Consider the following 23,310-nt stretch of genomic DNA (forward strand, 5'->3'; position numbering starts at 1 on the left):
CGACGGGGATGGCTGGGGTGAGCGGATGACCGGGGTGAGCGGGGCCAGCGCCAAGGTGATCAGAGTGGTGATCGCCGACGACGAGCCGCTCATCCGGGCCGGGATCAGGATGATCCTGACGTCCGCCCCGGACATCGAGGTGGTCGCCGAGGCCGCGAACGGGCGGGACGCCGTGGAGCTGGCGCGCGCCCACGTGCCCGACGTGGTGCTGCTGGACATCCAGATGCCGGTCATGGACGGGCTGAGCGCGCTCGGGGAGCTGGCGCGGGCGGTGCCTTCGGTGCGCGCGCTGGTCCTGACGACCTTCGGGGAGCGGGAGAACGTGCTGCGGGCGCTGTCCGAGGGCAGCGCGGGCTTCCTGCTGAAGGACTCCGCGCCGGCCGAGCTGATCGGGGCGGTACGGGCGGCCGCGGCCGGGGACGCCTACCTCTCCCCGGCGGCGACCCGGCACGTCGTGGACCAGCTGGCCTCGGGCCGGGCGGCGGGGCGGGGCGAGGACGCGCGGCGCCGGGTCGCCGCGCTGAGCGAACGGGAGCGCGGGGTACTGGCGTTGCTGGGCGAGGGGCTATCGAACGCGGACGCGGGGCGGCGGTTGCACATGAGCGAGGCGACGGTGAAGACCTACGTCAGCCGGATCCTGGCGAAGCTGGAGTGTGAGAACCGGGTGCAGGCGGCGCTGCTCGCGCGGGACGCCGGGCTCTGACGCACCCCTTGACCCCCCTTCCCCGGCTCTGTCCCGATCGGTACGGTCATCCGCGGACGGACGTGATCCATCCGGACGTGGTCCGGACGGGCAGTGATCCGGACGAACAGTGATCCAGACGTGCGGCGGTTCAGCCGGGCACGTGATCTAGCGGGGGCGGCACACATGGCGGCGGTACCGGACCGGGGCGCGACGAAGGCGACGGCGACGGCGAAGGCGACGACCAGGGCGAACGGCAGGGCCCGGGGCGGGGCCGCGGCGAAGGCGGCGCCCGCCGAGCGGATACCCGAGGTCGCCGGATACGCGGCGCGGACGGTGGCGGCGGGCGCGGGTTCGCCGAGGGCCGAGGGCAAGGCGCTGCGGACCCGGGTGCCGCGGGCCGCGCACGCGCGCTTCGAGGCCGCGGCCGACCGGCCGGACGCGGTGCGGGCGGTGGAGGAGTCCAACGTCGGGCGGGTGCCGGAGCTGACGCCGATCCGGGTCGGGCGGATGGCCGCGAACCCCTTCGCGTTCCTGCGCGGGGCGGCCGGGCTGATGGCCCACGACCTGGCGGGGACGCCGGTGACCGGGGTGGGGGCGCAGATCTGCGGAGACGCCCACGCGGCCAATTTCGGGCTGTACGGCGATGCCCGCGGGCGGCTCGTCATCGACCTCAACGACTTCGACGAGACGGTCTTCGGACCCTGGGAGTGGGACCTCAAGCGGCTGGCGACCTCGCTGGTGCTGGCCGGACGGGTGGCGGGCGCCGACGAGGACACCTGCCGGGCGGCCGCGCTGGACACGGTCGGCGCCTACCGGCGCACGATGCGGCTGCTGGCCAAGCTCCCGGCGCTGGACGCCTGGAACGCCATCGCCGACGAGGAACTGGTCTCCCACACGGACGCCCGGGATCTGCTGGGGACGCTGGAGCGGGTGTCGGAGAAGGCCCGTAACAACACCAGCGCGCGGTTCGCCGCCAAGTCCACCGAGGTCGCCCCCGACGGCGGCCGCCGCTTCGTGGACGCGCTGCCGGTGCTGCGGCGGGTCGGCGACGGTGAGGCGGCGGCGGTCGCGGCCTCGCTGGGTCCGTACCTGCACACGCTCCAGGGGGACCGGCTGCCGCTGCTCGCCCGGTACGCGATCCACGACGTGGCCTTCCGGGTGGTGGGCACCGGCAGCGTCGGCACCCGCTCCTACGTGGTGCTGCTGCTGGACCACCGGGGCGAGCCGCTGGTGCTCCAGGTGAAGGAGGCGCGGCCCTCGGTGCTCCTGCCGCACCTGTCGGCGCTGGGCTTCGACGCCCCGCCGGAGGACCACGAGGGCCGCCGGGTGGTGGCCGGGCAGAAGCGGATGCAGGTCGTCTCCGACATCCTGCTCGGCTGGACCACGGTCGAGGGCCGGCCGTTCCAGGTCCGCCAGTTCCGCAACCGCAAGGGCAGCGTCGACCCGGCGGCGCTCGCCGTGGACCAGATCGACGACTACGGGCGGATGACCGGCGCGCTGCTGGCGCGGGCGCACGCGCACAGCGCCGACCCGCGGGTGCTGGCCGGGTACTGCGGCAAGAACGAGGAGCTGGACGAGGCGATGGCCGCCTTCGCGGTGGCCTACGCGGACCGCAGTGAGGCCGATCACGCGCATCTGGTGGCGGCGGTGCGGTCCGGGCGGGTCGCGGCCGAGTGGGGCGTCTGAGGGATGTTTCACGTGAAACACGGTCTTCGGGCGGGCCGTAGGGTGGCCGGGTGAACGAGCAGACTGCCGGGGACGCCTCGGCCCACGACGACGAGCGCCCCGGGGCGGGTGTCGCACCGGCCGACGACCGTCCCGAGGCGCGCCTGGAACGGGCCGTGCGCGCCGCCGAGCAGGCTCTGATCGAGTTCGAGATCGCGGTGGAGACCTTCCGGGTGGAGGTGGAGAACTTCTCCCGGCTGCACCACCAGAAGCTCGGCCCGATGTACTCGCGGCTCGACGAGCTCGACGCGCTGATCGCGGAGGCCAAGGCGGCCCGGACCGGCGATCCCGAGGACCTGCGCAAGGCGCAGGACGCGCGGGCACTGGTCATGCCGATGCCCGGCGTGGACGAGCTGTTCCACGACTGGCTGGACGCGGACGGCATCTCCGACGACGCCGGCGCCATGCTCACCGATCAGCCGGTGCGCCCGCCCGAGCGGGTCCGCCCGGCCGAGGAGGCCCGTCGCCTCTACCGCGAGCTGGTCCGCCAGGCGCACCCGGACCTGGCCCAGGACGACACGGAGCGGGCCCGGCGGGACGAGTTCATCGCCCGGGTGAACGCCGCGTACGGGCGGGGCGACGAGCCGCTGCTGCGCGAGCTGGCCGAGGAATGGGCGGCCGGTCCGGCGCCGAAGGAGGAGCGGCCCTCGGAGACCGAGGAGCTGTACGCCCGGCTGGAGTGGCTCGCGCGCCGCAAGGAGCTGCTGGCCGTGGTGGCCCGGGAGCTGGAGGACAGCGCGATCGGGTCGATGCTGCGGATGGCGCCGGAGGACCCGGACCGGCTGCTGGAGGAGATCGCCGAGCAGCTGCTCGGGCAGGTCTCCGAGCGCGAGGCGGAGCTGGCCGGGCTCACCGGGTGACCGGTCGGGTTCGGATAGGTTCTGAGCATCCCTGTTACGAGAGAAGGCGACAGCTATGAACTTCGGACCGCTTCCCTCGGTGGACGCCGCCGCGGTGCCCTCCGAAGGCTTTGTCCTCGACGTCCGTGAGGACGACGAATGGGCGGCCGGCCATGTCGAGGGTGCGCTGCACATCCCGATGAGCGACTTCGTGGCGCGCTTCGGCGAGCTGACCGAGGCGATGGACTCGATCGAGGGCACTCCGCGGGTCCACGTGATGTGCCGGGTCGGCGGGCGCTCCGCACAGGTCACCCAGTACCTGGTGCGTCAGGAGATCGACGCCGTCAACATCGACGGCGGGATGCAGGCCTGGGACGCCGCCGGGCGCCCGATGGTGACGGACAACGGGAACCCGGCCTTCGTCCTCTGATCCCGCTCGGGAGCCGCGGTCAGGCGAGGGGGTGGGCGGCCAGCAGGTCGCCCAGTGCCTCCTCGTGGGCCGCGGCCGGGCCGAGCTGGAGCTCCAGCTGCTTGGCCCAGGCGTGGTAGCGGTGCAGGGGGTAGTCGGTGTCGGCGCCGAAGCCGCCGTGCAGGTGCTGGGCGGTCTGGACGACCCGGCGGACCCCGTCGGACGCCCAGATCTTGGCCACCGCCACGTCGCCGGCGCTCGGCAGCGGGCCGCCCGCGCCGCCGGTCGCCCGGTCCAGCCGCCAGGCGGCCTGCCAGAGGGTGACCTCCATGGCGCGCAGGTCGATGTACCGGTCGGCGGCCTGTACCGCGACCGCCTGGAAGGTGGCGACGGGGAAGCCGAACTGCTCGCGCTTGCTCGTGTACTGGCTGGTCATGGTCAGGACGCCCTCGCCCAGCCCGAGAGCCAGGGCGCAGGTGCCGGTCGCCAGCAGCTGGCGCAGCCGCTCCCAGGCGCCGGGCGCGTCGATGAGGTGGCTCGCGGGGACCCGTACGCCGTCCAGGGTCAGCTCGGCCATCTTCTCGCCGCTGGTGGAGAACTGGTCGGCGAGGGCGAGGCCGTCGGCGGTGCGCGGGACCAGCGCGATGACCGCGTCCGCCTCGCCGGTGTGGGCCGGGACGGCGATCCAGTCGGCGCTGTGCGCCCAGGGAACGGCCGTCTGTACGCCGTCCAGGGTCCAGGTCGCGCTGTCGGCGTCCGGGCGGGCGGTGACGGCCAGTTCGGCCGGGTCGTGGCCGGAGCGGCCGTGGGCGGCGACGGTCAGGACGCTCTCGCCCCGCGCGGCTCCCGGCAGCAGGGCGGCGCGGAGCTCCGGGCCGCCGTGGGCCTGGACGGCCATGGCGGTGGCGCAGTGCTCCAGCAGCGGCACCCGGGCCAGCACCCTCGCCGCCTCCCGCAGCACCAGGCACAGGGCGATGGCGTCGAGCCCCGCCCCGCCGTGCGCGGGGTCCAGGACCAGGCCGATCAGGTCCGAGGCGGCGAGCCTGGCCCACAGCGGCCGGTCGAACTCGTCGGCCACGGCGCCCGGAGTGAGCGCGGGGCTGGGCACGCCGTCGGGCGCGACGTCCGCGAAGACGGCCTTCGCCGCCTCGACCGCGGCCTGCTGCTCCTCGGTGAAGGTGAAGTCCACTGCCTGTCCTCCCGCGCGCACCGGATGTGTTCTGTCTGACGGTGCGTCAAGATAGAACACGTTCCTGAAAAAGCACAGGAGTACAGGAGGCAGTGCCCGAGGGAGTACCGGCACGAAGCCGCCTCAGCGGTCGAAGTCGATCTCCACTTCCTCCGTCAGGGGGTGCGACTGGCAGGCCAGCACGAACCCGGCCTCCGTCTCCTCTTCCTCCAGGGCGAAGTTCCGGTCCATCCGGACCTCGCCCGTCACGAGGAACGCCCGGCAGGTGCCGCACACGCCGCCCTTGCAGGCGTACGGCGCGTCCGCGCGGTTGCGCAGCACCGCGTCCAGCAGCGACTCGCCGTCCTGGACGGGCCACGTGCCGGAGCGGCCGTCGAGCCGGGCCGTGACCCGGCTGAGCGCGGCCGCCCCGCCCGGACCGGCGGGAGCCGCCACCGCGGTGGCGGGGGCGTCCTCGACGTGGAAGATCTCCTCGTGGATCCGGGTCCGGGCGACACCGAGCGCGCCCAGCGCCCGCTCCGCGCCCTGGACCAGGCCGTACGGCCCGCACAGGAACCAGCCCGCGACCTCGCCGACCGGCAGCAGCGCGGGCAGCAGCGCCGTCAGCCGCTCCTCGTCCAGCCGCCCGGACGGCAGCCCGGCCTCCTGCTCCTCCCGGGACAGGACGGTGACCAGCTGGAACCGCTCGGGATGACGGTCCTTGAGGTCGGCGACCTCCTCCAGGAACATCGTCGAGGCCGCCGTACGGTCACTGCGCACCAGGCAGAACCGGGCGTCGGGCCGGGCGGCGAGCAGCGTCGCGGCGATCGACAGCACCGGGGTGATCCCGCTGCCGCCGACGACGGCCGCGTAGTGCGCGGCGGCCGGCGCCGCGGCCGGATCCAGCACGAAGCGGCCGGCCGGGACCATCACCTCGAGCACGTCCCCGGCGGCGATCTCCTTGTGGGCGAAGGTGGAGAACTCGCCGCCCTCCACCAGCCGCACCCCGACCCGCAGCCACTGCGGGCCCGGGACGTCGGCGGCCGGGGCGGCCGAGCAGATCGAATACGTGCGCCGGACCTCCGGGCCATCGGCCGGGCGGCGGCGCAGGGTCAGGTGCTGGCCCGGGGCGTGCCGGTACTCCTCGCGCAGCTCCGGCGGCACCCGCAGGGTGAGCGCGACCGAGTCGTCGGTGAGCCTCTCGACCTCGATCACCGTCAGCGGGTGGAACGCGCCGTGCCGGGCCGCGGTCATCTACAGCTCCTTGAAGTGGTCGAACGGCTCGCGGCAGGAGACGCAGCGCCGCAAGGCTTTGCACGCGGTGGAGGAGAAACGGCTGAGCAGCTCGGTGTCGGTGGACCCGCACTGCGGGCAGCGGACCGACAGGCTGAGGGACACCGGTCCGCCCGCCGCGTGCGGCCGGGGCGGGGCGATGCCGAACTCGGCCAGCTTGCGGCGGCCTTCGGCGCTGATGTCGTCGGTGGACCAGGCGGGGGAGAGCACGGTCCGCACGCTCACCTCGGCGATGCCGTGGCCGTGCAGGACGCGCTCGATGTCGGCGGCCATGGCCTCGATCGCCGGGCACCCGGTGTAGGTCGGGGTGAGGGTGACCTCGGCGCTCCCGTCCTCGGCCATCCGCACGCCGCGCATCACGCCCAGCTCGGCCAGGGTGAGCACGGGCAGCTCGGGGTCGGGAACGGAGCCCGCGAGCGCCGCCAGCTCCTCCTCCAGGCGGGTCGCGGTCACCACGACGCCCCCGGGTGGCTGCGGTGCAGGTGCTGCATCTCCGCGAGCATCCGCCCGAACGTCTCGGTGTGCAGGCCCTGGCGGCCGGCTCCGGCGGCCCAGGCCCCGGTGCGCGGCCCCTCGGGCAGCGCGAGGCCCGCCCGCTCCAGCACCTCGCCCAGAGCGGCCAGCCAGCGGCCCTCCAGGGCGGACCAGTCCACCTCCAGGCCGGCCACCGGCTGGAACATCTCGCCGGTGAACTTCCACAGGGCGTCCAGGGCGGTCCGCATCCTGCGCCCGCTCTCCTCGGTGCCGTCGCCGAGCCGCAGGGTCCACTGCTCGGCGTGGTCGCGGTGGTAGGCGATCTCCTTGACGGCCTTGGCCGCGAGCGGCGCGAAGGGTCCGTCCCCGGCGGCCAGCTCGGTGAAGAGCAGCTGCTGGTGGAGGGAGAAGAAGAGCTGGCGGACGATGGTGTGGGCGAAGTCGCCGTTCGGCTGCTCGACCAGCTGGAGGTTGCGGAAGGCGCGCTCCTCGCGCAGGAACGCCAGCTCGTCCTCGTCACCCGCCATGGAGAGCAGGACGCGGGCCTGGCCGAGCAGGTCGAGGGCGATGTTCGCCAGCGCGACCTCCTCCTCCAGGACGGGCGCGTGGCCCGCCCACTCGCCGAGGCGGTGGGAGAGGATCAGCGCGTCGTCGCCCAGGGCGAGGGCGGCGGCGTACACGGCGTCCGGCTGGGACGCGTCAGCCGGGGACAGGTCCGACGCTGACGTGCCGGGCCGCTGCGACGTGGTGGTCACAGGTGACGCACCCCCTCCGGGATGTCGTAGAAGGTGGGGTGGCGGTACGGCTTGTCCGCGGCCGAGGCGAAGAACGGGTCCCGCTCGTCCGGCGAGGACGCGGTCACCGCCGTCGAGGGGACCACCCAGATCGAGATGCCCTCGCCCCGCCGGGTGTAGAGATCGCGGGCATTGCGCAGCGCCATCTCCGCGTCGGGGGCGTGCAGGCTCCCCGCGTGCGTGTGCGAGAGCCCGCGGCGCGAGCGCACGAACACCTCCCACAGCGGCCAGTTCTGCGTCATACCCGTGCCTCCTCGTTCTGTGCGGTGTGCTTCGCGGCATGGGCCACGGCCGCGTCGCGGACCCACGCACCGTCCTCGTGCGCCCGGCGGCGCTGGCCTATGCGCTGTTCGTTGCAGGGGCCGTTGCCCTTGAGCACGTCCCAGAACTCCGACCAGTCGATCGCGCCGAAGTCGTGGTGCCCGCGCTCCTCGTTCCACTTCAGGTCCGGGTCGGGCAGGGTCAGGCCCAGCGACTCGGCCTGCGGGACGGCGATGTCCACGAACCGCTGGCGCAGCTCGTCATTGGTGTGCCGCTTGATCCGCCAGGCCATCGACTGGGCGGAGTGCGCCGACTCGTCGTCGGGCGGGCCGAACATCATCAGGGAGGGCCACCACCAGCGGTCGACCGCGTCCTGCGCCATGGCGTGCTGCGCCTCGGTGCCCTGCGAGAGGGCGAGCAGCAGCTCGTACCCCTGGCGCTGGTGGAAGGACTCCTCCTTGCAGATCCGGACCATGGCCCGGGCGTACGGACCGTAGGAGCAGCGGCAGATCGGCACCTGGTTGGTGATCGCCGCGCCGTCCACGAGCCAGCCGATGGCGCCGACGTCGGCCCAGGTCAGGGTGGGGTAGTTGAAGATCGAGGAGTACTTCTGCTTGCCCGCGTGGAGCTTGTCGAGCAGCTCGTCGCGGCTCGTGCCCAGGGTCTCGGCTGCGCTGTAGAGGTAGAGGCCGTGCCCGGCCTCGTCCTGCACCTTGGCCATCAGGATCGCCTTGCGGCGCAGCGAGGGCGCGCGGGTGATCCAGTTGGCCTCGGGCTGCATGCCGATGATTTCCGAATGGGCGTGCTGGGCCATCTGGCGGACCAGCGAGGCCCGGTACTCGTCGGGCATCCAGTCGCGCGGTTCGACGCGCTCCTCGGCCGCGACGGCCGCCTCGAAGGACGCCACCAGCTGCGCCGTCAGGCCTGCCGCGAGGGCCATGCCCCGCCCCGATTCCGGGGTCACTGTCACCATCACGGCCCCCTGCCGATGTCGCCTTGCCGCCCGACCGACCGATCGTTCGGTTCATTCTCTTCAATGGTGAGTCGGCGGCCCGTAGGGTGTCAACCTCTGTGGATGGCCGATGATCGGGGCGGGATGGTTTCGAACGAGCGCGAAGCCGCGGAAACGCCCGCGGCGGAGCCCTCCCGGGCGCCCGGAATCGCCGGTCTGTCCACCCCGTACCGGGTCATCGCGGCCCTGGCGCTGGGCGCCGTCGCCGTCACGGCCTGCTGGCACCTGGCGATGGTGTTCCTGCACGTGGCACCGTCCAACACGGTCAGCAAACGGCACGCGCGCACGGTGGACGACTGGATCTATCCCGAGTTCGAACAGAACTGGAAGCTCTTCGCCCCGAACCCGCTGCAGCAGAACATCGCCGTCGAGGCGCGCGCCCAGGTCCGCACCGCCGTCGGGGACCTGGTCACCACCGGGTGGCGCGACCTGTCCGCCCAGGACGCCGAGGCCATACGGCACAATCCGCTCCCCAGCCACACGCAGCAGAACGAGCTGCGCCGGGCCTGGGACTTCTTCACCGGCTCGCACGACGACGACAACAAGCCGAACGGCGACCGCGGCGCGCTCTCCGAGGCCTACCTCCAGCGGATCGCGGTCGCCCGGCTGGCCCGGGACGGGGACCGGATCCTGCGGATCCAGCTGCGCTCCGCGACGACCTCGGTCGCGGCGCCGCCGTGGAGCACGGAGAAGACCGACACCCAGACCTACTACCGGGAGCTGCCGTGGTGGACCGTGCCGAGCGTGTGAGCCCCCGCGCGGCCGCCGTGCGCGCGGCCGCGGCCCGTGGCCTGGCGCGGGTCACCGGGCAGGCGCTCGGCCCGTACCAGAGCGCCGTCGTGCGGATCGGCTTCTCCGCGACCTGGCTGCTCTTCCTGTTGCGCGAGTTCCCGAACCGGCGCGAGCTGTACGGTCCCGACGGCCCCTGGAGCTGGCAGCTGGCCGAGCGGCTGATCGGCTCGAACCACGCGTTCACCGTGCTGATGTGGTCGGATTCGACGCTGTGGTTCGAGATCGTCTACGCGCTCGCGCTCGGGTCGGCCGCGCTGCTGTTGGTCGGCTGGCGCACCCGGGCGATGTCGGTGCTGTTCATGACCGGGGTGCTGTCCCTGCAGAACCGCAGCGTGTTCATGGGCGACGGCGGGGACAACGTCATCCACCTCATGGCGCTCTACCTGGTGCTCACCCGGTGCGCGCGGGTGTGGTCGCTGGACGCGCGGCGCGCGGCCCGGACCGGGTCGGCGTCCACCGGGGCCGCCGGGCCGGTGCTGTGGGTCCTGCTGGGCCTGGTGCTGCCGTATGCCGCCCTCACGGACGGGGCCGGCGCCGGCTGGCTCGCCGCCTTCGCGACGCTGTGGGTGGTCCAGGGCCTGTGGTGGACGCTCGAGCGCCGGGGGCACCTCCCAGCGGTAGCTGGGGGAGAGCCGCGGGACGAGCGGCGCGCGACCCTGGACGTGATCGCCAACCTGGTGCACAACGCGGGGCTGCTGGTGATCATGGCGGAGGTCTGCCTGATCTACGCCACGGCGGGCTGGTACAAGATCCAGGGCTCGCGCTGGCAGGACGGCACCGCCCTGTACTACCCGCTGCGGCTGGACTACTTCACCCCCTGGCCCGGGCTGTCGGGGATGCTGGCGTCCGGCGGGACGCTGGTGATGCTGCTGACGTACGGGACGGTGGCGGTCCAGGTCGCGTTCCCCTTCACGCTGTTCAACCGGCGGATCAAGAACGCACTGCTCTGCGTGATGGTGCTGGAGCACGCCGGGATCGCGGTGCTGCTCGGGCTGCCGTTCTTCTCACTGGCGATGATCGCCGCCGACGCCGTGTTCCTGCCGACGGTGTTCCTGGTGTGGGTGGGGGCCCGGGCCCGCGCCCTGACCGGCCGCACCGCCGGACTCCCGGCCGCCGCGGCGGATCCCGAACCCTCGGCCGCGACGGAGGCGTACGCGCCCGCGCCGTAAGGTCGTCCGCATGAGCAGCGAAGACGGGGCCGGGACGGCGGAGACGGTACGGAGCTGGCGGGAGGCCGCCGGGAGCGGGGAGCTGGTGCTCCTCGACGGGTTCCACGCGCTCAAGCACGCCGTGCGCTTCGGCGCGGACATCCCCCTGGCCGTCGCCGAGGACCGCGCGGCGCTGCTGGAGCTGGCCGGCGAACTGGCCCCGGACGTACGGGCCGCCCTGGACGGGCTCGTGCGCGAGGCGCCGCTGCGCGACCTGGTCGCCCGCGTGCACCCGACCGGGGTCGCGGCCCTCGCCGTACGCCCCGGCCGGCACGCCCTGCGCGAGGCGCTCGCCCGGACGCCCCGCAGCGCGCCCGTGGTGGTCCTGGACAACCCCCGCAACCTCGGCAACGTCGGCGCCGTCGTCCGCCTCGCGGCGGGCTTCGGCGCCACCGGGGTGGTGACCCGGGGCGATCTCGACCCCTGGCACCCGCACGTGGTCCGGGCGGGCGCCGGGCTGCACTACGCCACCGCCGTGGCCCGGCTGGAGCTGGAGGAGCTGCCGCCCGGGCCGCTCTACGCGCTCGACCCGGAGGGCGAGGACATCCGCGCCCTCACCCTCCCGGACGACGCCCTGCTCGCCTTCGGCTCGGAACGCCACGGCATCTCGCCCGAGCTGCGCGCCCGGGCCGATCACCTGGTGTCCCTGCCGATGCGCCCGCAGGTCTCCAGCTACAACCTCGCCACCAGCGTGGCCATGGCCCTCTTTCACTGGGGCGGCCCGAAGGCCTGACCAGTGGGCAGCCGCTCAGGCCTGGCGGCGCACCTCCACGACCCGGAAGCGGTTGGCCACGAACGCCCCGTCGCACAGAGCGGCGTTAGCGGCCGGGTTGCCCCCGGAGCCGTGGAAATCGGAGAAGGCGGCGGTCTGGTTGACGAAGACCCCGCCGGTCAGGTTCAAGGAGAGCTGCGCGGACTCCTCCAGGCAGACCTCCTCGATCGCCCGCTCGGTGTCGGCCGAGGAGGTGTAGGCGCCGACCGTCATGGCGCCCTTCTCCCGCACCGTGCGCCGCAGCAGCTCCAGCGCGTCGGCGGTCGAGTCCACGGCCACCGCGAAGGAGACCGGCCCGAAGCACTCGGAGAGGTACGCCGCCTCCGGGTCCGCCTTGCCCGCGTCCAGCTTGACCATCACCGGCGTACGGACCACCGCGTCCGGGAACTCCGGGTTGGCGACCTCGCGCGAGGCCAGCGCGACCTCGCCGAGCCCGGCCGCCGCCTCCAGCCGCGCCTTCACGTCCGGGTTGACCAGCGCGCCCAGCAGCGCGTTGGCCCGGCCGTCGTCGCCCAGCAGGCCCTCGACCTGGCGGGCCAGGTCGGCCACGACCTCGTCGTAGGACTTGTGGCCCGCGTCCGTCGCGATGCCGTCGCGCGGGATCAGCAGGTTCTGCGGGGTGGTGCACATCTGGCCGCTGTAGAGGGAGAGCGAGAAGGCGAGGTTGCCCAGCATCCCCTTGTAGTCGTCGGTGGAGTCGAGGACGACGGTGTTGACGCCCGCCTTCTCCGTGTACACCTGCGCCTGGCGGGCGTTGGCCTCCAGCCAGTCGCCGAAGGCGGTGGAGCCGGTGTAGTCGATCAGCTTGATCTCGGGGCGGACCGCGAGGGTCTTGGCGATGCCCTCACCCGGGTTCTCGACGGTCAGCGCCACGAGGTTGGGGTCGAAGCCCGCCTCGGCGAGGACCTCGCGCGCCACCCGCACGGTGAGCGCGAGCGGCAGCACGGCGCGCGGGTGCGGCTTGACCAGCACCGGGTTGCCGGTGGCCAGGGAGGCGAACAGGCCCGGGTAGCCGTTCCAGGTGGGGAAGGTGTTGCAGCCGATGACCAGCGCGACGCCGCGCGGCACGGGGGTGAAGGTCTTGGTCAGCTCCAGCGGGTCCTTCTTGCCCTGCGGCTTGGACCAGTCCGCCAGCCCCGGGACCCGGGTCTGCTCCTCGTACGCGTAGACCACGGCCTCCAGGCCGCGGTCCTGCGCGTGCGGGCCGCCCGCCTGGAAGGCCATCATGAAGGCCTGGCCGCTGGTGTGCATGACCGCGTGCGCGAACTCGTGCGTACGGGCGCCGATCCGGGCCAGGATCTCGATGCAGACGAGGGCGCGCACCTCGGGCCCCGCGTCGCGCCAGGCACCCATGCCCGCCTTCATGGCCGGCAGCAGCACGTCCGGGTCGGCGTGCGGGTACTCGACGCCGAGCTCCGGGCCGAACGGCGAGACCTCGCCGCCCGCCCAGCCGTCGGTGCCGGGCTGATCCAGGTCGAAGCGGGTGCCGCGGACGGCCTCGAAGGCCGCGAGGCCCTCGGCCGCGGCGTTCTCGCCGTAGGCCTTGGGGTGCTCGGGATGCGGGGACCAGTAGGCACGGCTACGGATGGCCGCCAGCGCCTGGTCGAGCGTGGTCCGGTGCTTCTCGGACAGCTGGGGGACGGTGAGCGCGGCGGCCATCTGGGACCAACTCCTCGTTGAGCCGGGCGGGATCGCTCACCCGGATCGGAAGCGATCGAGCGAGCGGATCGGGCAAGGAAGGGCGGGGAAGAGCAGACTGGAGTTAGAGTAACCGAACGATCGGTCGGGACAAGAGGGCCCGGCAGACCTGTGGATAAGTCGGTGCGGGAGGATCGGGTCATGACAGCAATCGAGCGCTCCCGCACTGTGGCGGTCGTCGGTGCCGGCACCATGGGCCAGGGCATCGCACAGGTCGCCCTTCTCGCAGGTCACCCGGTGCTGCTCTACGACATCGACGAGGCGGCCGCGCGCGCGGGCCGCGCCGCGGTACAGGACCGGGTCGAGCGGATGACCGCCAAGGGGCGGCTGGATCGAGCCGACGCGGACTCCGCGATCGGCCGGATCGGGTCGGCCCACGCGCTCGCCGACCTCGCCGGGGCCGCCCTGGTGATCGAGGCCGTCGTCGAGGACGCGGGCGTCAAGCGCGCGCTCTTCGCCTCCCTCGAAGAGGTGGTTTCGCCGGACGCCCTGCTGGCGACCAACACCTCCTCCCTCTCCGTCACCGAACTCGCGGCGGGCCTCGCCCACCCCGGCCGCTTCCTCGGCCTGCACTTCTTCAACCCGGCCCCGCTGCTCCCGCTGGTGGAGGTCGTCAGCGGCTTCGCCACCGACGCGGCCGCCGCCGGGCGCGCGTACGAGACCGTCCTGGGCTGGGGCAAGACCCCGGTCCGCTGCGCGGACACCCCCGGCTTCATCGTCAACCGGATCGCCCGCCCCTTCTACGCCGAGGCCTTCGCGGTGTACGAGGAGCGCGGCGCCGACCCCGCCACCATCGACGCCGTGCTGCGCGAGAGCGGCGGCTTCCGGATGGGCCCCTTCGAACTGACCGACCTGATCGGCCAGGACGTCAACGAGGCCGTCACCCGCTCGGTGTGGGAGTCCTTCTTCCGCAGCCCCAAGTTCACGCCCTCCCTCGCCCAGCGCCGCCTCGTCCAGTCGGGCCGCCTCGGCCGCAAGTCGGGGCACGGCTGGTTCCCGTACGGCAAGGCCGAGGACGCGCGGCCGCGGCCGGAGCCGCACACCGCCGGGCCGCAGGCCTGCCCCGACGCGGTGAGCGTCGTCGGCGACCTCGGCCCCGCCGCCGAGCTGGTCGACCTCATGGAGGAGGCCGGGATCGCGGTCACCGTCACCGAGACCGGGGGCCCGTACATCCAGCTGCCCGGCGAGGGCCAGCTGGTCCTCGCCGACGGCAAGACCTCGGTCGAATTCGCCGACGTCGTCTACTTCGACCTCGCCCTCGACTACCGGGGCGCCACCCGGATCGCGCTCTCCGCCAGCGAGGACACCTCCGAGGAGACCCTCGCCGAGGCCGTCGGCCTGTTCCAGAAGCTCGGCAAGAAGGTGTCCGTCATCGGCGACGTACCGGGCATGATCGTCGCCCGTACCGTCGCGATGCTCATCGACCTCACGGCGGACGCGGTCGCGCGCGGCGCGGCCACCGCCGAGGACATCGACACCGCGATGCGGCTCGGTGTCAACTACCCGCTCGGGCCCTCGGAGTGGCACGGCAGGCTCGGCCAGGACTGGGCCTACGACCTCCTCCACCACCTCGACGAGCGCTGCCCGGGAGGCCGTTACGCGCCCTCCCTCGCCCTGTACCGGCTGGGCTACGCCGCCGACGCGCAGGACGCCGCCGACGCGGAGGACACGGCCGACGCGCAGGACGCCGCCGACGCGGAGGACGGGGCATGACCACCGCCAGGCGGGACACGTACACGCCGGAGACCCTGCTGACGGTCGCGGTGCAGGTCTTCAACGAGCGCGGGTACGACGGCACCTCCATGGAGCACCTCTCCAAGGCGGCCGGAATCTCCAAGTCCTCGATCTACCACCACGTCGCGGGCAAGGAAGAGCTCCTGCGCCGGGCCGTCAGCCGCGCCCTGGACGGGCTGTTCGCCGTCCTGGAGGAGCCGGGCGCGGTGCGCGGCCGGGCCGTGGAGCGGGTCGAGTACGTCACGCGGCGCACGGTGGAGGTGCTGGTCGCGGAGCTGCCGTACGTCACGCTGCTGCTGCGCGTGCGCGGCAACACCCGCACCGAGCGCTGGGCGCTGGAGCGGCGCCGCGAGTTCGATCACCAGGTCGCCGATCTGCTGAAGGCGGCCGCGGCCGAGGGGGACCTGCGGTCGGACGTCGACACGCGGCTCGCCACCCGGCTGCTCTTCGGCATGGTGAACTCGCTGGTCGAGTGGTACCGCCCGCACTCCGGCGGGGACGCCGACCAGCTGGCGGACGCGGTCGCCCGGATGGCCTTCGGCGGCCTGCGCACCGTCTAGGACCTTCGGCGTCCGGCCTCACGCAGCTGACCGGCTCACTCCTCCGGGATGAGGGCCGGTCCGTCGTGCTCCGCGCCCGTGTCCGGGGCCAGCAGGTCCGTCTCCTCGAACACCAGCAGGGTGCGGGTCGAGAGCACCTCGGGGATCGACTGGAGCCGGGTCAGGACCAGCTCGCGCAGGGTGCGGTTGTCAGGCGTGTGGACCAGCAGGAGCACGTCGAAATCCCCGCTGACCAGGGCGATGTGCACCGCTCCCGGCAGCTCGCGCAGCTGCTCCCGGACCGTCCGCCAGGAGTTCTGGACGATCTTGAGCGTGATGTAGGCCGAGGCGCCCTGACCGGCGCGCTCGTGGTTCACGCGGGCGGTGAAGCCCCGGATGACCCCGTCGTCGATCAGCCGGTTGATCCGCGCGTAGGCGTTCGCGCGCGACACGTGGACCTGCTCGGCCACCGACCGTATCGAGGCGCGGCCATCCGATTGGAGCAGTCGCAGGATCGAACGGTCGATCGGGTCCAGGGGGCGGGGCGGCGCCGCGGACCGGTCCGGCGACGGACCCGCGGGCTGCGCGGGCGGCGGACCCGCGGGCTGCGCCGCGGGCGCGGCCGGGCCCCCGGGGGCGGCCGGTGCGCAGCCCGCTCCGGCCATTTGTTCATCCGGCATTGCCCGATGCCTCCCTCTCCTGGACGTCCTGCACCCATCCCAGGGCCCCGGCGCCACTTTGTCCACAGCCTGGAGGTGCCTGTAGCCAAATTGCGCGGCAAACCGAACAATCGGTAGGTGAGGGGCCTCACACCCGGGGCCCGCCCTGCCCGCTTCCCACGAGGAGGTGTACTCCGCCATGACGGTCCAAGAGCTGCCCGGTGCCGGTGCGTCCCACCGTCCGACCCCGCCGCCCGCCTGGAGGCCCCGCACGGATGCCGCCCCGCTGCTCCCGGACCCCGAGCCGTACCGGGTGCTCGGCACCCCGGCGGCGGAGAAGCTCGACCCGGAGCTGATGCGCCGGTGCTACGCCGAGCTGGTGCGCGGGCGCCGTTACAACGCGCAGGCGACCGCGCTGACCCGGCAGGGCCGGCTCGCGGTGTACCCGTCGACCGTCGGCCAGGAGGCCTGCGAGATAGCGGCCGCCCTGGTCCTGGAGGACCGGGACTGGCTCTTCCCCAGCTACCGCGACACCCTCGCGGCCGTGGCCCGCGGCCTGGACCCCGTCCAGGCGCTGACGCTGCTGCGCGGCGACTGGCACACCGGCTACGACCCGCGGGAGCACCGGATAGCCCCGCTGTGCACCCCGCTCGCCACCCAGCTGCCGCACGCGGTGGGCCTGGCGCACGCGGCGCGGCTGCGCGGCGACGACGTGGTGGCGCTGGCCATGGTCGGCGACGGCGGCACCAGCGAGGGCGACTTCCACGAGGCGCTGAACTTCGCGGCCGTCTGGAAGGCCCCGGTGGTCTTCCTCGTCCAGAACAACGGCTTCGCGATCTCCGTCCCGCTCGCCAAGCAGACCGCCGCCCCGACGCTGGCCCACAAGGCAGTGGGGTACGGAATGCCGGGCCGGCTGGTCGACGGCAATGACATCGCGGCCGTGCACGAGGTGCTGTCCGAGGCCGTGGCGAGGGCCCGCGCGGGCGGCGGTCCGACCCTGGTCGAGGCCGTCACGTACCGGATCGAGGCGCACACCAACGCCGACGACGCCACCCGCTACCGCGCCGACGCCGAGGTGGAGGCCTGGAAGGCGCACGACCCGGTGGATCTGCTGGAGCGCGAGCTGACCGCCCGCGGCCTGCTGGACGCCGAGGGCATCGAGGCGGCGAAGGAGGCGGCGGAGGTCATGGCGGCCGCGCTGCGCGAGGGAATGAACGCCGACCCGGTCCTCGACCCGATGGACCTCTTCGCGCACGTCTACGCGGAGCAGACCGACCGGCTGCGGGAGCAGGCGGAGATGCTGCGCGCCGAGCTGGAAGCTGGAGCTGAAGGATGACCACGGTGGCGGCCAAGCCGGTGAAGAAGACGGCGGCGAAGCCCGCGACCATGGCGCAGGCCCTGGGCCGGGCGCTGCGCGACGCGATGGCCGAGGACCCGGCCGTGCACGTCATGGGCGAGGACGTCGGCGCCCTGGGCGGGGTCTTCCGGATCACGGACGGCCTGATGAAGGAGTTCGGCGAGGACCGCTGTACGGACACCCCGCTCGCGGAGGCCGGGATCCTGGGCGCCGCGGTGGGCATGGCGATGTACGGGCTGCGGCCGGTGGTCGAGATGCAGTTCGACGCCTTCGCCTACCCGGCGTTCGAGCAGCTCATCTCGCACGTGGCGAAGATGCGCAACCGCACGCGCGGCGCGATGCCGATGCCGATCACCATCCGGGTGCCCTACGGCGGCGGGATCGGCGGGGTCGAGCACCACAGCGACTCCTCCGAGGCCTACTACCTGGCCACCCCCGGTGTGCATGTGGTGACCCCGGCGACCGTGGAGGACGCGTACGGGCTGATGCGCGCGGCGATCGCCAGTGACGACCCGGTGATCTTCCTGGAGCCCAAGCGGCTCTACTGGTCGAAGGCCGACTGGTCGCCCGAGGCGCCCACGGAGGTTCCGGGCATCGGAAAGGCGATGGTCCGCCGGGCGGGCACGAGCGCCACCCTGATCACCTACGGGCCCTCCCTGCCGGTCTGCCTGGAGGCGGCCGAGGCGGCCCGCGAGGAGGGCTGGGACCTGGAGGTGCTGGACCTGCGCTCGCTGGTGCCCTTCGACGAGGAGACGGTGGTCGCGGCGGTGCGCCGGACCGGGCGCGCCGTGGTGGTCCACGAGGCGAACGGCTTCGGCGGCCCCGGCGCGGAGATCGCGGCCCGGATCATGGAGCGCTGCTTCCACCACCTGGAGGCGCCGGTGCTGCGGGTGACGGGATTCGACATCCCGTATCCGCCGCCGATGCTGGAGAAGCACCACCTGCCCGGCGTGGACCGGATCCTGGACACCGTGGCCCGCCTGCAGTGGGAGAACTGATGCCTCAGGTGCTGGAGTTCAAGCTGCCCGACCTCGGTGAGGGACTGACCGAGGCCGAGATCGTGCGCTGGCTGGTGGCGGTGGGCGACGTGGTCGCCGTGGACCAGCCGGTCGTCGAGGTCGAGACGGCCAAGGCGATGGTCGAGGTGCCCTGCCCGTACGGGGGCGTGGTGACCGCCCGCTTCGGCGAGGAGGGCACCGAACTGCCCGTCGGGGCACCGCTGATCACGGTGGCGGTCGGCTCGGCCACCGCGGCGCGCCCCGATCCGGCCCCCGCCGACGCGGAGAGCGCGGGCTCGGGGAACGTGCTGGTCGGGTACGGGACGGACCACTCACGGCCGGCGCGGCGACGCCGGATCCGCCCGGCGGCCGCGGCCGCGACCACGGTCGTGGGGACCCCGGCCCCCGCCGTCGCACCCGCGGCGGTGGCCGCACCCGTGGCCGCACCCGTTGCCGCACCCGTGGCCGTCGGGCCCGTCGCCGTGATCTCGCCCCTGGTGCGGAAGCTGGCCCGGGACAACGGCGTCGACCTGCGCGCCCTGAGCGGATCGGGCCCCGAGGGGCTGATCCTGCGCGCGGACGTGGAGGCGGCGCTGCGGGCACCGGAGCCGGTGGCGGCCCCGGTGGCGCCGGCGTCCGTACCCTCCCTCGCGGGGGAGCGGATCCCGCTCAAGGGCCTGCGCGGTGCGGTCGCGGAGAAGCTGTCGCGCAGCCGCCGGGAGATCCCGGACGCCACCTGCTGGGTGGACGCCGACGCGACGGAACTGATGGCGGCCCGGGCCGCGATGAACGCGGTGGGCGGACCGAAGATCTCGGTACTGGCCCTGCTGGCCCGGATCTGCACGGCGGCGCTCGCCCGCCACCCGGAGCTGAACTCCCGGGTGGACCTCGAGGCGAACGAGATCGTCCGGCTGCCCTCCGTGCACCTGGGCTTCGCGGCCCAGACGGAGCGGGGCCTGATGGTCCCCGTGGTCAAGGACGCGCAGGCGATGAACGCGGAGCGCCTGTCGGCGGAGTTCGGCCGGCTGACCGAGCTGGCCCGCGCGGGGAGGCTGGCCCCCTCGGACCTCACCGGTGGCACCTTCACGCTCAACAACTATGGCGTGTTCGGGGTGGACGGCTCGACGCCGATCATCAACCACCCGGAGGCGGCCATGCTCGGCGTCGGCCGGATCATCCCGAAGCCCTGGGTGCACGAGGGCGAGCTGGCCGTGCGCAAGGTCGTCCAGCTCTCCCTCACCTTCGACCACCGGGTGTGCGACGGCGGTACGGCGGGCGGCTTCCTGCGGTACGTCGCCGACTGCGTGGAGTCCCCTTCGGTCCTGTTGCGAGGCCTGTAGGACCGCGACCGCCGGGGCTCAGCGGGTCAGCAGGAGTTTGCCCACGTGGGCGCTGGACTCCATGACCCGGTGGGCCTCGGCGGCTTCGCGCATCGGATAGGCGGCGTGCACCACCGGGCGCACCCGCCCGTCGGCGATCAGCGGCCAGACGTGCTCGCGCACGGCCGCGACGATGGCCGCCTTCTCCTCCAGCGGACGGGCCCGCAGCGAGGTCGCGCTGACGCTCGCCCGCTTCGACAGCAGCGCGCCGAGGTTCAGTTCGGCCTTGGCGCCGCCCTGGAGTCCGATCACGGCGAGCCGGCCGCCGATCGCGAGGGCGTCCACGTTCCGGGCCAGGTACTTCGCCCCGATGATGTCCAGGATCACGTCGGCTCCGGCGCCGCCGGTCGCCCCGCGGACCTCGGTCACGAAGTCCTGCTCGCGGTAGTCGATCAGGACGTCCGCGCCCAGCTCCGCGCAGCGCGCCAGCTTCTCGGGGCCGCCCGCCGTCACCGCGACCCGGGCGCCGATCGCCTTGGCCAGCTGGATCGCCATGGTGCCGATGCCGCTGGAACCGCCGTGCACGAGCAGCGTCTCCCCGGCCCGCAGGTGCTTGCCCGGGCCCATGAACACGTTGGACCACACCGTGCACGCCACCTCGGGCAGCGCGGCCGCCGACACCAGGTCCACGCCCGCCGGGACGGGCAGCAGCTGACCCGCGGGTACGGCCACCCGCTCGGCGTAGCCGCCGCCCGAGAGCAGCGCGCACACCTCGTCGCCCACCGACCAGCCGGACACCCCCGGGCCGAGCGCGACGATCCGGCCGGAGCACTCGAGGCCGGGATAGCGGGAGGCGCCCGGCGGCGGATCGTAGAAGCCCTGTCGCTGGAGCACGTCGGCCCGGTTCACGGCGCCGGCCGCGACCTCGACGAGGACCTCGCCCTCGGCCGCCACGGGATCGGGTACATCGGCCCAGACCAGGGCCTCGGGGCCGCCGGGCTGCGGAATGGTGATCGCTTGCATGCGCCGGAGCCTACTCGGGCGCGTGCGTGCCTCCACGCCTACTCGGCGGGCCCCAGCGTCACCGGAGGCGCGGTGGGCGGCGCCGCGCGGACGATGGCGATCACCCGGTCCGTCGGCTGGAGCGGGCTCGCGTGCGGGTCGTCGTACGCGAGCAGCCGGTGGCCGCGCAGCACGCTCACCACCAGGTCCTCGGTCTCCCGGACCCGCTTGCCGACCTCGGCCTTCTTGACGGGCCGTTCGATCAGGTCCAGGCCGCTGCCCTGCTGGATCAGGTCCTCCATCACGGTGCCCGCGCTGGGGCTGAGCACCGACAGGCCCAGCAGCCGCCCGGCCGCGCTCGCGCTGGTGATGACGGCGTCCGCGCCGGACTGGCGCAGCAGCGGCGCGTTCTCCTCCTCGCGCACCGCCGCCACGATCTTTGCGCCGCGATTGAGCTGGCGGGCCGTCAGGGTGACCAGGACCGCCGTGTCATCGCGCTGGGTGGCGATGACCACCTGACGGGCCTTCTGGAGTTCGGCGCGCAGCAGGACGTCCGAGCGGGTCGCGTCGCCGACCACGCCGGTGAACCCCTCGGCGTTGGCCATGTCGATGACCTTCGCGCTGGGGTCGACGATGACCACCTGCTCCTTGGAGAGGCCGGTGGCCAGCAGCGTCTGCAGGGCCGAGCGGCCCTTGGTGCCGAAGCCGACGACGACCGTGTGCTCGCGCAAGTTCTTCCTCCAGCGGTTCAGCCGCCACTCCTCCCGGGTCCGTTCGGTGAGGACTTCGAGAGTGGTGCCGACCAGGATGATCAGGAACACCACGCGCAGGGGCGTGATCAGCAGGATGTTGACCAGGCGCGCGCCGTCGCTGTAGGGGACGATGTCGCCGTAACCGGTGGTCGAGAGGGTCACGGTCGCGTAGTAGACGGCGTCGAGGAAGTCGACCTTGCCGTTGGCGTTGTCGTGATAGCCGTCGCGGTCGACGTACACGAGGAGCACCGTCAGGCACAGCACGAACAGGGCCATCATCAGCCGCCGCGTGACCTGCCGCAGCGGCTTGGTGACCTCGCGTTTGGGGAGCTTGATCCGCCGGGAGACGAGCTTCTCGTCCGCCTGGCGCGCCATCGCGTCCTGGCCGTGAAGTTTCACGTGAAACATCCCCCCGCGGCCCAGGGCAGGTCGAGGACCTCGACGTCCTGCCCGGTGCGCACACCGCCCGGCGGTACGACGATCAGCGCGTCCGAGGCCGCGATCCCGCGCAGCATCGCCGGGCCGTTGTAGTGCAGCGGCACCGCGTGGTCGGCGGTGATCAGGACGGGGACGAGCCGGGTGTCGTACGGGTGGCCGGGTACGTCGTCGCGCACGGGCACCGTGTAGCGGTGGCGGGGCGGGCGCCCGGCGAGCGCGCGCAGCAGCGGTTCGGCGAGGGTGAGCAGGCCCGAGACGGCGGCCAGGGGGTTGCCGGGCAGGCCCACGAGGTGCCGGACGGCGCTCTGGTCGGGGGCGCGGTCGGCGAGCCGGGCCAGCAGCATGGGATGGCCGGGGCGTACGGCGACTCCGTCCACCAGCAGTTCGGCGCCCGCCCGGGCCAGCACGGGGTGGACGTGGTCGACGGGGCCGGAGGCCGTGCCGCCGGTGGTGACGACCACGTCGGCCGCGGAGCCGGTGACGGCCCGGTAGAGGGCTTCGGCGCCCTCGGGGTCGTCGCCGAGGCGGGTGGTGGCGATGACGTCGGCGCCGAGCCGGGTGAGCCAGGGACCGAGCATGGGGCTCAGGGCGTCCCGGATCAGCCCGTCGTGCGGGCGGCCCTCGGTGAGCAGCTCGTCGCCCAGCACCAGGATCTCCACCCGGGGCCGCGGCCGGGTGTGGAGCCGGTCGTACCCGGCGGCGGCGGCCAGCCCCAGGACCGCCGGGGTGACCAGGGCTCCCGCGGGCAGCAGCAGGTCCCCGGAGCGGCACTCCTGGGCGCGTGGCCGGATGTCCTGGCCGGTGACCACGGGGCGGTCGGCGTGCAGCCGGCCCGGATCGCCGACGGTGTGCGCGTGCTCGCTGCGGATCACGGCGGTGGTGTCGGCCGGGACCCGGGCGCCGGTGGCGATCCGTACGGCCTCACCGCAGGCGAGGGGGCGCGGCCGGTCGGAGCCCGCCAGGACCCCGGCACCGAGCCGCAGGGTCCAGGGGCCGGGTCCGGAGACGGCCCAGCCGTCCATGGCGGAGGTGTCGAAGGACGGCAGGTCGGTCAGCGCGTCCAGGGGGGTCACGAGGATCTCGCCGAGGGCCTCGGAGAGGGGTGCGTGGTGGGTGCGGACGGGGCTCCCGGCACCCGCTCGCGCCGCCTCCTGCCCGGCCCGCGGCCAGGCCGTGGCCCGGTGCCCGCCCCCCTCCTTGCCCGTGGGGGCCCGGCTGACCAGGGCGAGCGCCTCGTCGAGGTGCCGCTCCAGACTCCCGTGCTCCAGACTCCCGCGCGCCGCGCCACCGCCCGGGTCACCGGCCCGGGACCCCGCGGAGTCCGGGTCGGCGCCGCGGGGCCCCGGCGCGTCGGGCGTGTCCGGCCCGGCGGCCGCCGGGCC

The 23,310-nt window shown here is 73.7% G+C and carries 23 protein-coding genes; 12 read left to right on the plus strand and 11 right to left on the minus strand.

Annotated features, from left to right (window positions below):
• The first annotated feature begins 25 nt into the window (after window positions 1-25).
• The 4 genes from ABT084_RS05120 (at window position 26) to ABT084_RS05135 (ending at window position 3,679) form a co-directional block, all read left to right on the plus strand.
• Entirely contained in the window at window positions 26-703 is a 678-nt protein-coding gene (locus tag ABT084_RS05120) for a response regulator (protein WP_351038287.1), read from the plus strand.
• Between the two features lie 165 nt (window positions 704-868).
• A complete protein-coding gene (locus ABT084_RS05125; RefSeq protein ID WP_351038288.1) occupies window positions 869-2,371 on the plus strand; it encodes a DUF2252 domain-containing protein in 1,503 nt (500 codons plus the stop codon).
• Window positions 2,372-2,421: 50 nt separating this feature from the next.
• Window positions 2,422-3,270 carry a hypothetical protein gene (locus ABT084_RS05130; RefSeq protein ID WP_502968836.1) on the plus strand — a complete coding sequence of 283 codons (849 nt, stop codon included), beginning with the start codon at window positions 2,422-2,424 and terminating at the stop codon, window positions 3,268-3,270.
• 55 nt (window positions 3,271-3,325) lie between these two features.
• Window positions 3,326-3,679 (plus strand): rhodanese-like domain-containing protein, encoded by a 354-nt coding sequence (locus ABT084_RS05135; protein ID WP_351038289.1) that lies wholly within the window; start codon window positions 3,326-3,328, stop codon window positions 3,677-3,679.
• Window positions 3,680-3,698: 19 nt separating this feature from the next.
• Here ABT084_RS05135 and ABT084_RS05140 read toward each other — a convergent pair whose 3' ends face one another.
• The 6 genes from ABT084_RS05140 to paaA form a co-directional block, all read right to left on the minus strand.
• Entirely contained in the window at window positions 3,699-4,847 is a 1,149-nt protein-coding gene (locus ABT084_RS05140; RefSeq protein ID WP_351038290.1) for an acyl-CoA dehydrogenase family protein, read from the minus strand.
• 123 nt (window positions 4,848-4,970) lie between these two features.
• Window positions 4,971-6,080 (minus strand): 1,2-phenylacetyl-CoA epoxidase subunit PaaE, encoded by a 1,110-nt coding sequence (paaE, locus tag ABT084_RS05145; RefSeq protein ID WP_351038291.1) that lies wholly within the window; start codon window positions 6,078-6,080, stop codon window positions 4,971-4,973.
• Window positions 6,081-6,575, minus strand: a complete 495-nt coding sequence (gene paaD, locus ABT084_RS05150) for a 1,2-phenylacetyl-CoA epoxidase subunit PaaD (RefSeq protein ID WP_351038292.1) — start codon at window positions 6,573-6,575, stop codon at window positions 6,081-6,083.
• Window positions 6,569-7,306: a 1,2-phenylacetyl-CoA epoxidase subunit PaaC gene (gene paaC, locus ABT084_RS05155; RefSeq protein WP_351038317.1), complete on the minus strand. Its 738-nt coding sequence runs from the start codon at window positions 7,304-7,306 to the stop codon at window positions 6,569-6,571. Before paaC ends, paaD begins: the two co-directional genes overlap by 7 nt.
• A 38-nt stretch (window positions 7,307-7,344) precedes the next feature.
• A complete protein-coding gene (paaB, locus tag ABT084_RS05160) occupies window positions 7,345-7,629 on the minus strand; it encodes a 1,2-phenylacetyl-CoA epoxidase subunit PaaB (RefSeq protein WP_351038293.1) in 285 nt (94 codons plus the stop codon).
• Window positions 7,626-8,588 (minus strand): 1,2-phenylacetyl-CoA epoxidase subunit PaaA, encoded by a 963-nt coding sequence (paaA, locus tag ABT084_RS05165; RefSeq protein ID WP_351038318.1) that lies wholly within the window; start codon window positions 8,586-8,588, stop codon window positions 7,626-7,628. Before paaA ends, paaB begins: the two co-directional genes overlap by 4 nt.
• A 135-nt stretch (window positions 8,589-8,723) precedes the next feature.
• Between paaA and ABT084_RS05170 the strand changes: the two genes are divergently transcribed.
• The 3 genes from ABT084_RS05170 to ABT084_RS05180 are packed head-to-tail and all read left to right on the plus strand — an operon-like array spanning window position 8,724 to window position 11,393.
• A complete protein-coding gene (locus ABT084_RS05170; protein WP_351038294.1) occupies window positions 8,724-9,410 on the plus strand; it encodes a DUF5819 family protein in 687 nt (228 codons plus the stop codon).
• Window positions 9,386-10,621 (plus strand): HTTM domain-containing protein, encoded by a 1,236-nt coding sequence (locus ABT084_RS05175; protein ID WP_351038295.1) that lies wholly within the window; start codon window positions 9,386-9,388, stop codon window positions 10,619-10,621. Before ABT084_RS05170 ends, ABT084_RS05175 begins: the two co-directional genes overlap by 25 nt.
• A gap of 10 nt (window positions 10,622-10,631) precedes the next feature.
• The gene (locus ABT084_RS05180; RefSeq protein WP_351038296.1) at window positions 10,632-11,393 is read left to right on the plus strand and encodes a TrmH family RNA methyltransferase; all 762 of its coding nucleotides are present in this window, start codon (window positions 10,632-10,634) and stop codon (window positions 11,391-11,393) included.
• A gap of 15 nt (window positions 11,394-11,408) precedes the next feature.
• On the opposite strand, the gene paaN is transcribed toward ABT084_RS05180, so the two are convergent.
• Window positions 11,409-13,091 carry a phenylacetic acid degradation protein PaaN gene (paaN, locus tag ABT084_RS05185; RefSeq protein ID WP_351038297.1) on the minus strand — a complete coding sequence of 561 codons (1,683 nt, stop codon included), beginning with the start codon at window positions 13,089-13,091 and terminating at the stop codon, window positions 11,409-11,411.
• A gap of 180 nt (window positions 13,092-13,271) precedes the next feature.
• On the opposite strand from paaN, the gene ABT084_RS05190 reads away from it, so the two are divergent.
• Together ABT084_RS05190 and ABT084_RS05195 are read left to right on the plus strand one after the other, a co-directional pair.
• Window positions 13,272-14,843 carry a 3-hydroxyacyl-CoA dehydrogenase gene (locus ABT084_RS05190; RefSeq protein WP_351038298.1) on the plus strand — a complete coding sequence of 524 codons (1,572 nt, stop codon included), beginning with the start codon at window positions 13,272-13,274 and terminating at the stop codon, window positions 14,841-14,843.
• Window positions 14,840-15,424, plus strand: coding sequence for a TetR/AcrR family transcriptional regulator (locus tag ABT084_RS05195; protein WP_351038299.1), 585 nt, complete (start codon window positions 14,840-14,842; stop codon window positions 15,422-15,424). The genes ABT084_RS05190 and ABT084_RS05195 overlap by 4 nt, the downstream gene beginning before the upstream one ends.
• Before the next feature lie 35 nt (window positions 15,425-15,459).
• Here ABT084_RS05195 and ABT084_RS05200 read toward each other — a convergent pair whose 3' ends face one another.
• Entirely contained in the window at window positions 15,460-16,083 is a 624-nt protein-coding gene (locus tag ABT084_RS05200) for an Lrp/AsnC family transcriptional regulator (RefSeq protein ID WP_351038300.1), read from the minus strand.
• A gap of 178 nt (window positions 16,084-16,261) precedes the next feature.
• On the opposite strand from ABT084_RS05200, the gene pdhA reads away from it, so the two are divergent.
• From pdhA to ABT084_RS05215, 3 genes are read left to right on the plus strand one after another with little or no spacing between them, the layout of a single operon-like run.
• Complete coding sequence (gene pdhA / locus ABT084_RS05205) at window positions 16,262-17,398, plus strand: pyruvate dehydrogenase (acetyl-transferring) E1 component subunit alpha (protein WP_351038301.1); 1,137 nt, start codon at window positions 16,262-16,264, stop codon at window positions 17,396-17,398.
• The gene (locus tag ABT084_RS05210; RefSeq protein WP_351038302.1) at window positions 17,395-18,417 is read left to right on the plus strand and encodes an alpha-ketoacid dehydrogenase subunit beta; all 1,023 of its coding nucleotides are present in this window, start codon (window positions 17,395-17,397) and stop codon (window positions 18,415-18,417) included. Before pdhA ends, ABT084_RS05210 begins: the two co-directional genes overlap by 4 nt.
• Window positions 18,417-19,757 carry a dihydrolipoamide acetyltransferase family protein gene (locus ABT084_RS05215; protein ID WP_351038303.1) on the plus strand — a complete coding sequence of 447 codons (1,341 nt, stop codon included), beginning with the start codon at window positions 18,417-18,419 and terminating at the stop codon, window positions 19,755-19,757. The genes ABT084_RS05210 and ABT084_RS05215 overlap by 1 nt, the downstream gene beginning before the upstream one ends.
• 18 nt (window positions 19,758-19,775) lie before the next feature.
• Here ABT084_RS05215 and ABT084_RS05220 read toward each other — a convergent pair whose 3' ends face one another.
• The 3 genes from ABT084_RS05220 to ABT084_RS05230 all read right to left on the minus strand — a co-directional run.
• Entirely contained in the window at window positions 19,776-20,759 is a 984-nt protein-coding gene (locus tag ABT084_RS05220; protein WP_351038304.1) for an NAD(P)H-quinone oxidoreductase, read from the minus strand.
• A gap of 38 nt (window positions 20,760-20,797) precedes the next feature.
• The gene (locus ABT084_RS05225; RefSeq protein ID WP_351038305.1) at window positions 20,798-21,898 is read right to left on the minus strand and encodes a potassium channel family protein; all 1,101 of its coding nucleotides are present in this window, start codon (window positions 21,896-21,898) and stop codon (window positions 20,798-20,800) included.
• Window positions 21,886-23,310, minus strand: a 1,425-nt coding sequence (locus ABT084_RS05230; RefSeq protein WP_351038306.1) for a molybdopterin molybdotransferase MoeA, incomplete at its 5' end; no start/stop codon positions are given. The genes ABT084_RS05230 and ABT084_RS05225, both read right to left, overlap by 13 nt.

The sequence above is a fragment of the Streptomyces sp. NPDC002138 genome (genome assembly GCF_040296485.1).
Taxonomy (GTDB): Bacteria; Actinomycetota; Actinomycetes; order Streptomycetales; family Streptomycetaceae; genus Streptomyces.

Bases quoted from the DNA above. Each gene is read 5' to 3' on its own strand.
- ABT084_RS05120 (WP_351038287.1), top strand. From the start codon at position 26: ATGACCGGGGTGAGCGGGGCCAGCGCCAAGGTGATCAGAGTGGTGATC.
- ABT084_RS05125 (WP_351038288.1), top strand. From the start codon at position 869: ATGGCGGCGGTACCGGACCGGGGCGCGACGAAGGCGACGGCGACGGCG.
- ABT084_RS05135 (WP_351038289.1), top strand. From the start codon at position 3,326: ATGAACTTCGGACCGCTTCCCTCGGTGGACGCCGCCGCGGTGCCCTCC.
- paaE (WP_351038291.1), bottom strand. From the start codon at position 6,080: ATGACCGCGGCCCGGCACGGCGCGTTCCACCCGCTGACGGTGATCGAG.
- paaB (WP_351038293.1), bottom strand. From the start codon at position 7,629: ATGACGCAGAACTGGCCGCTGTGGGAGGTGTTCGTGCGCTCGCGCCGC.
- paaA (WP_351038318.1), bottom strand. From the start codon at position 8,588: ATGGCCCTCGCGGCAGGCCTGACGGCGCAGCTGGTGGCGTCCTTCGAG.
- ABT084_RS05170 (WP_351038294.1), top strand. From the start codon at position 8,724: ATGGCCGATGATCGGGGCGGGATGGTTTCGAACGAGCGCGAAGCCGCG.
- ABT084_RS05180 (WP_351038296.1), top strand. From the start codon at position 10,632: ATGAGCAGCGAAGACGGGGCCGGGACGGCGGAGACGGTACGGAGCTGG.
- paaN (WP_351038297.1), bottom strand. From the start codon at position 13,091: ATGGCCGCCGCGCTCACCGTCCCCCAGCTGTCCGAGAAGCACCGGACC.
- ABT084_RS05190 (WP_351038298.1), top strand. From the start codon at position 13,272: ATGACAGCAATCGAGCGCTCCCGCACTGTGGCGGTCGTCGGTGCCGGC.
- ABT084_RS05195 (WP_351038299.1), top strand. From the start codon at position 14,840: ATGACCACCGCCAGGCGGGACACGTACACGCCGGAGACCCTGCTGACG.
- ABT084_RS05200 (WP_351038300.1), bottom strand. From the start codon at position 16,083: ATGCCGGATGAACAAATGGCCGGAGCGGGCTGCGCACCGGCCGCCCCC.
- pdhA (WP_351038301.1), top strand. From the start codon at position 16,262: ATGACGGTCCAAGAGCTGCCCGGTGCCGGTGCGTCCCACCGTCCGACC.
- ABT084_RS05210 (WP_351038302.1), top strand. From the start codon at position 17,395: ATGACCACGGTGGCGGCCAAGCCGGTGAAGAAGACGGCGGCGAAGCCC.
- ABT084_RS05215 (WP_351038303.1), top strand. From the start codon at position 18,417: ATGCCTCAGGTGCTGGAGTTCAAGCTGCCCGACCTCGGTGAGGGACTG.
- ABT084_RS05220 (WP_351038304.1), bottom strand. From the start codon at position 20,759: ATGCAAGCGATCACCATTCCGCAGCCCGGCGGCCCCGAGGCCCTGGTC.
- ABT084_RS05225 (WP_351038305.1), bottom strand. From the start codon at position 21,898: ATGTTTCACGTGAAACTTCACGGCCAGGACGCGATGGCGCGCCAGGCG.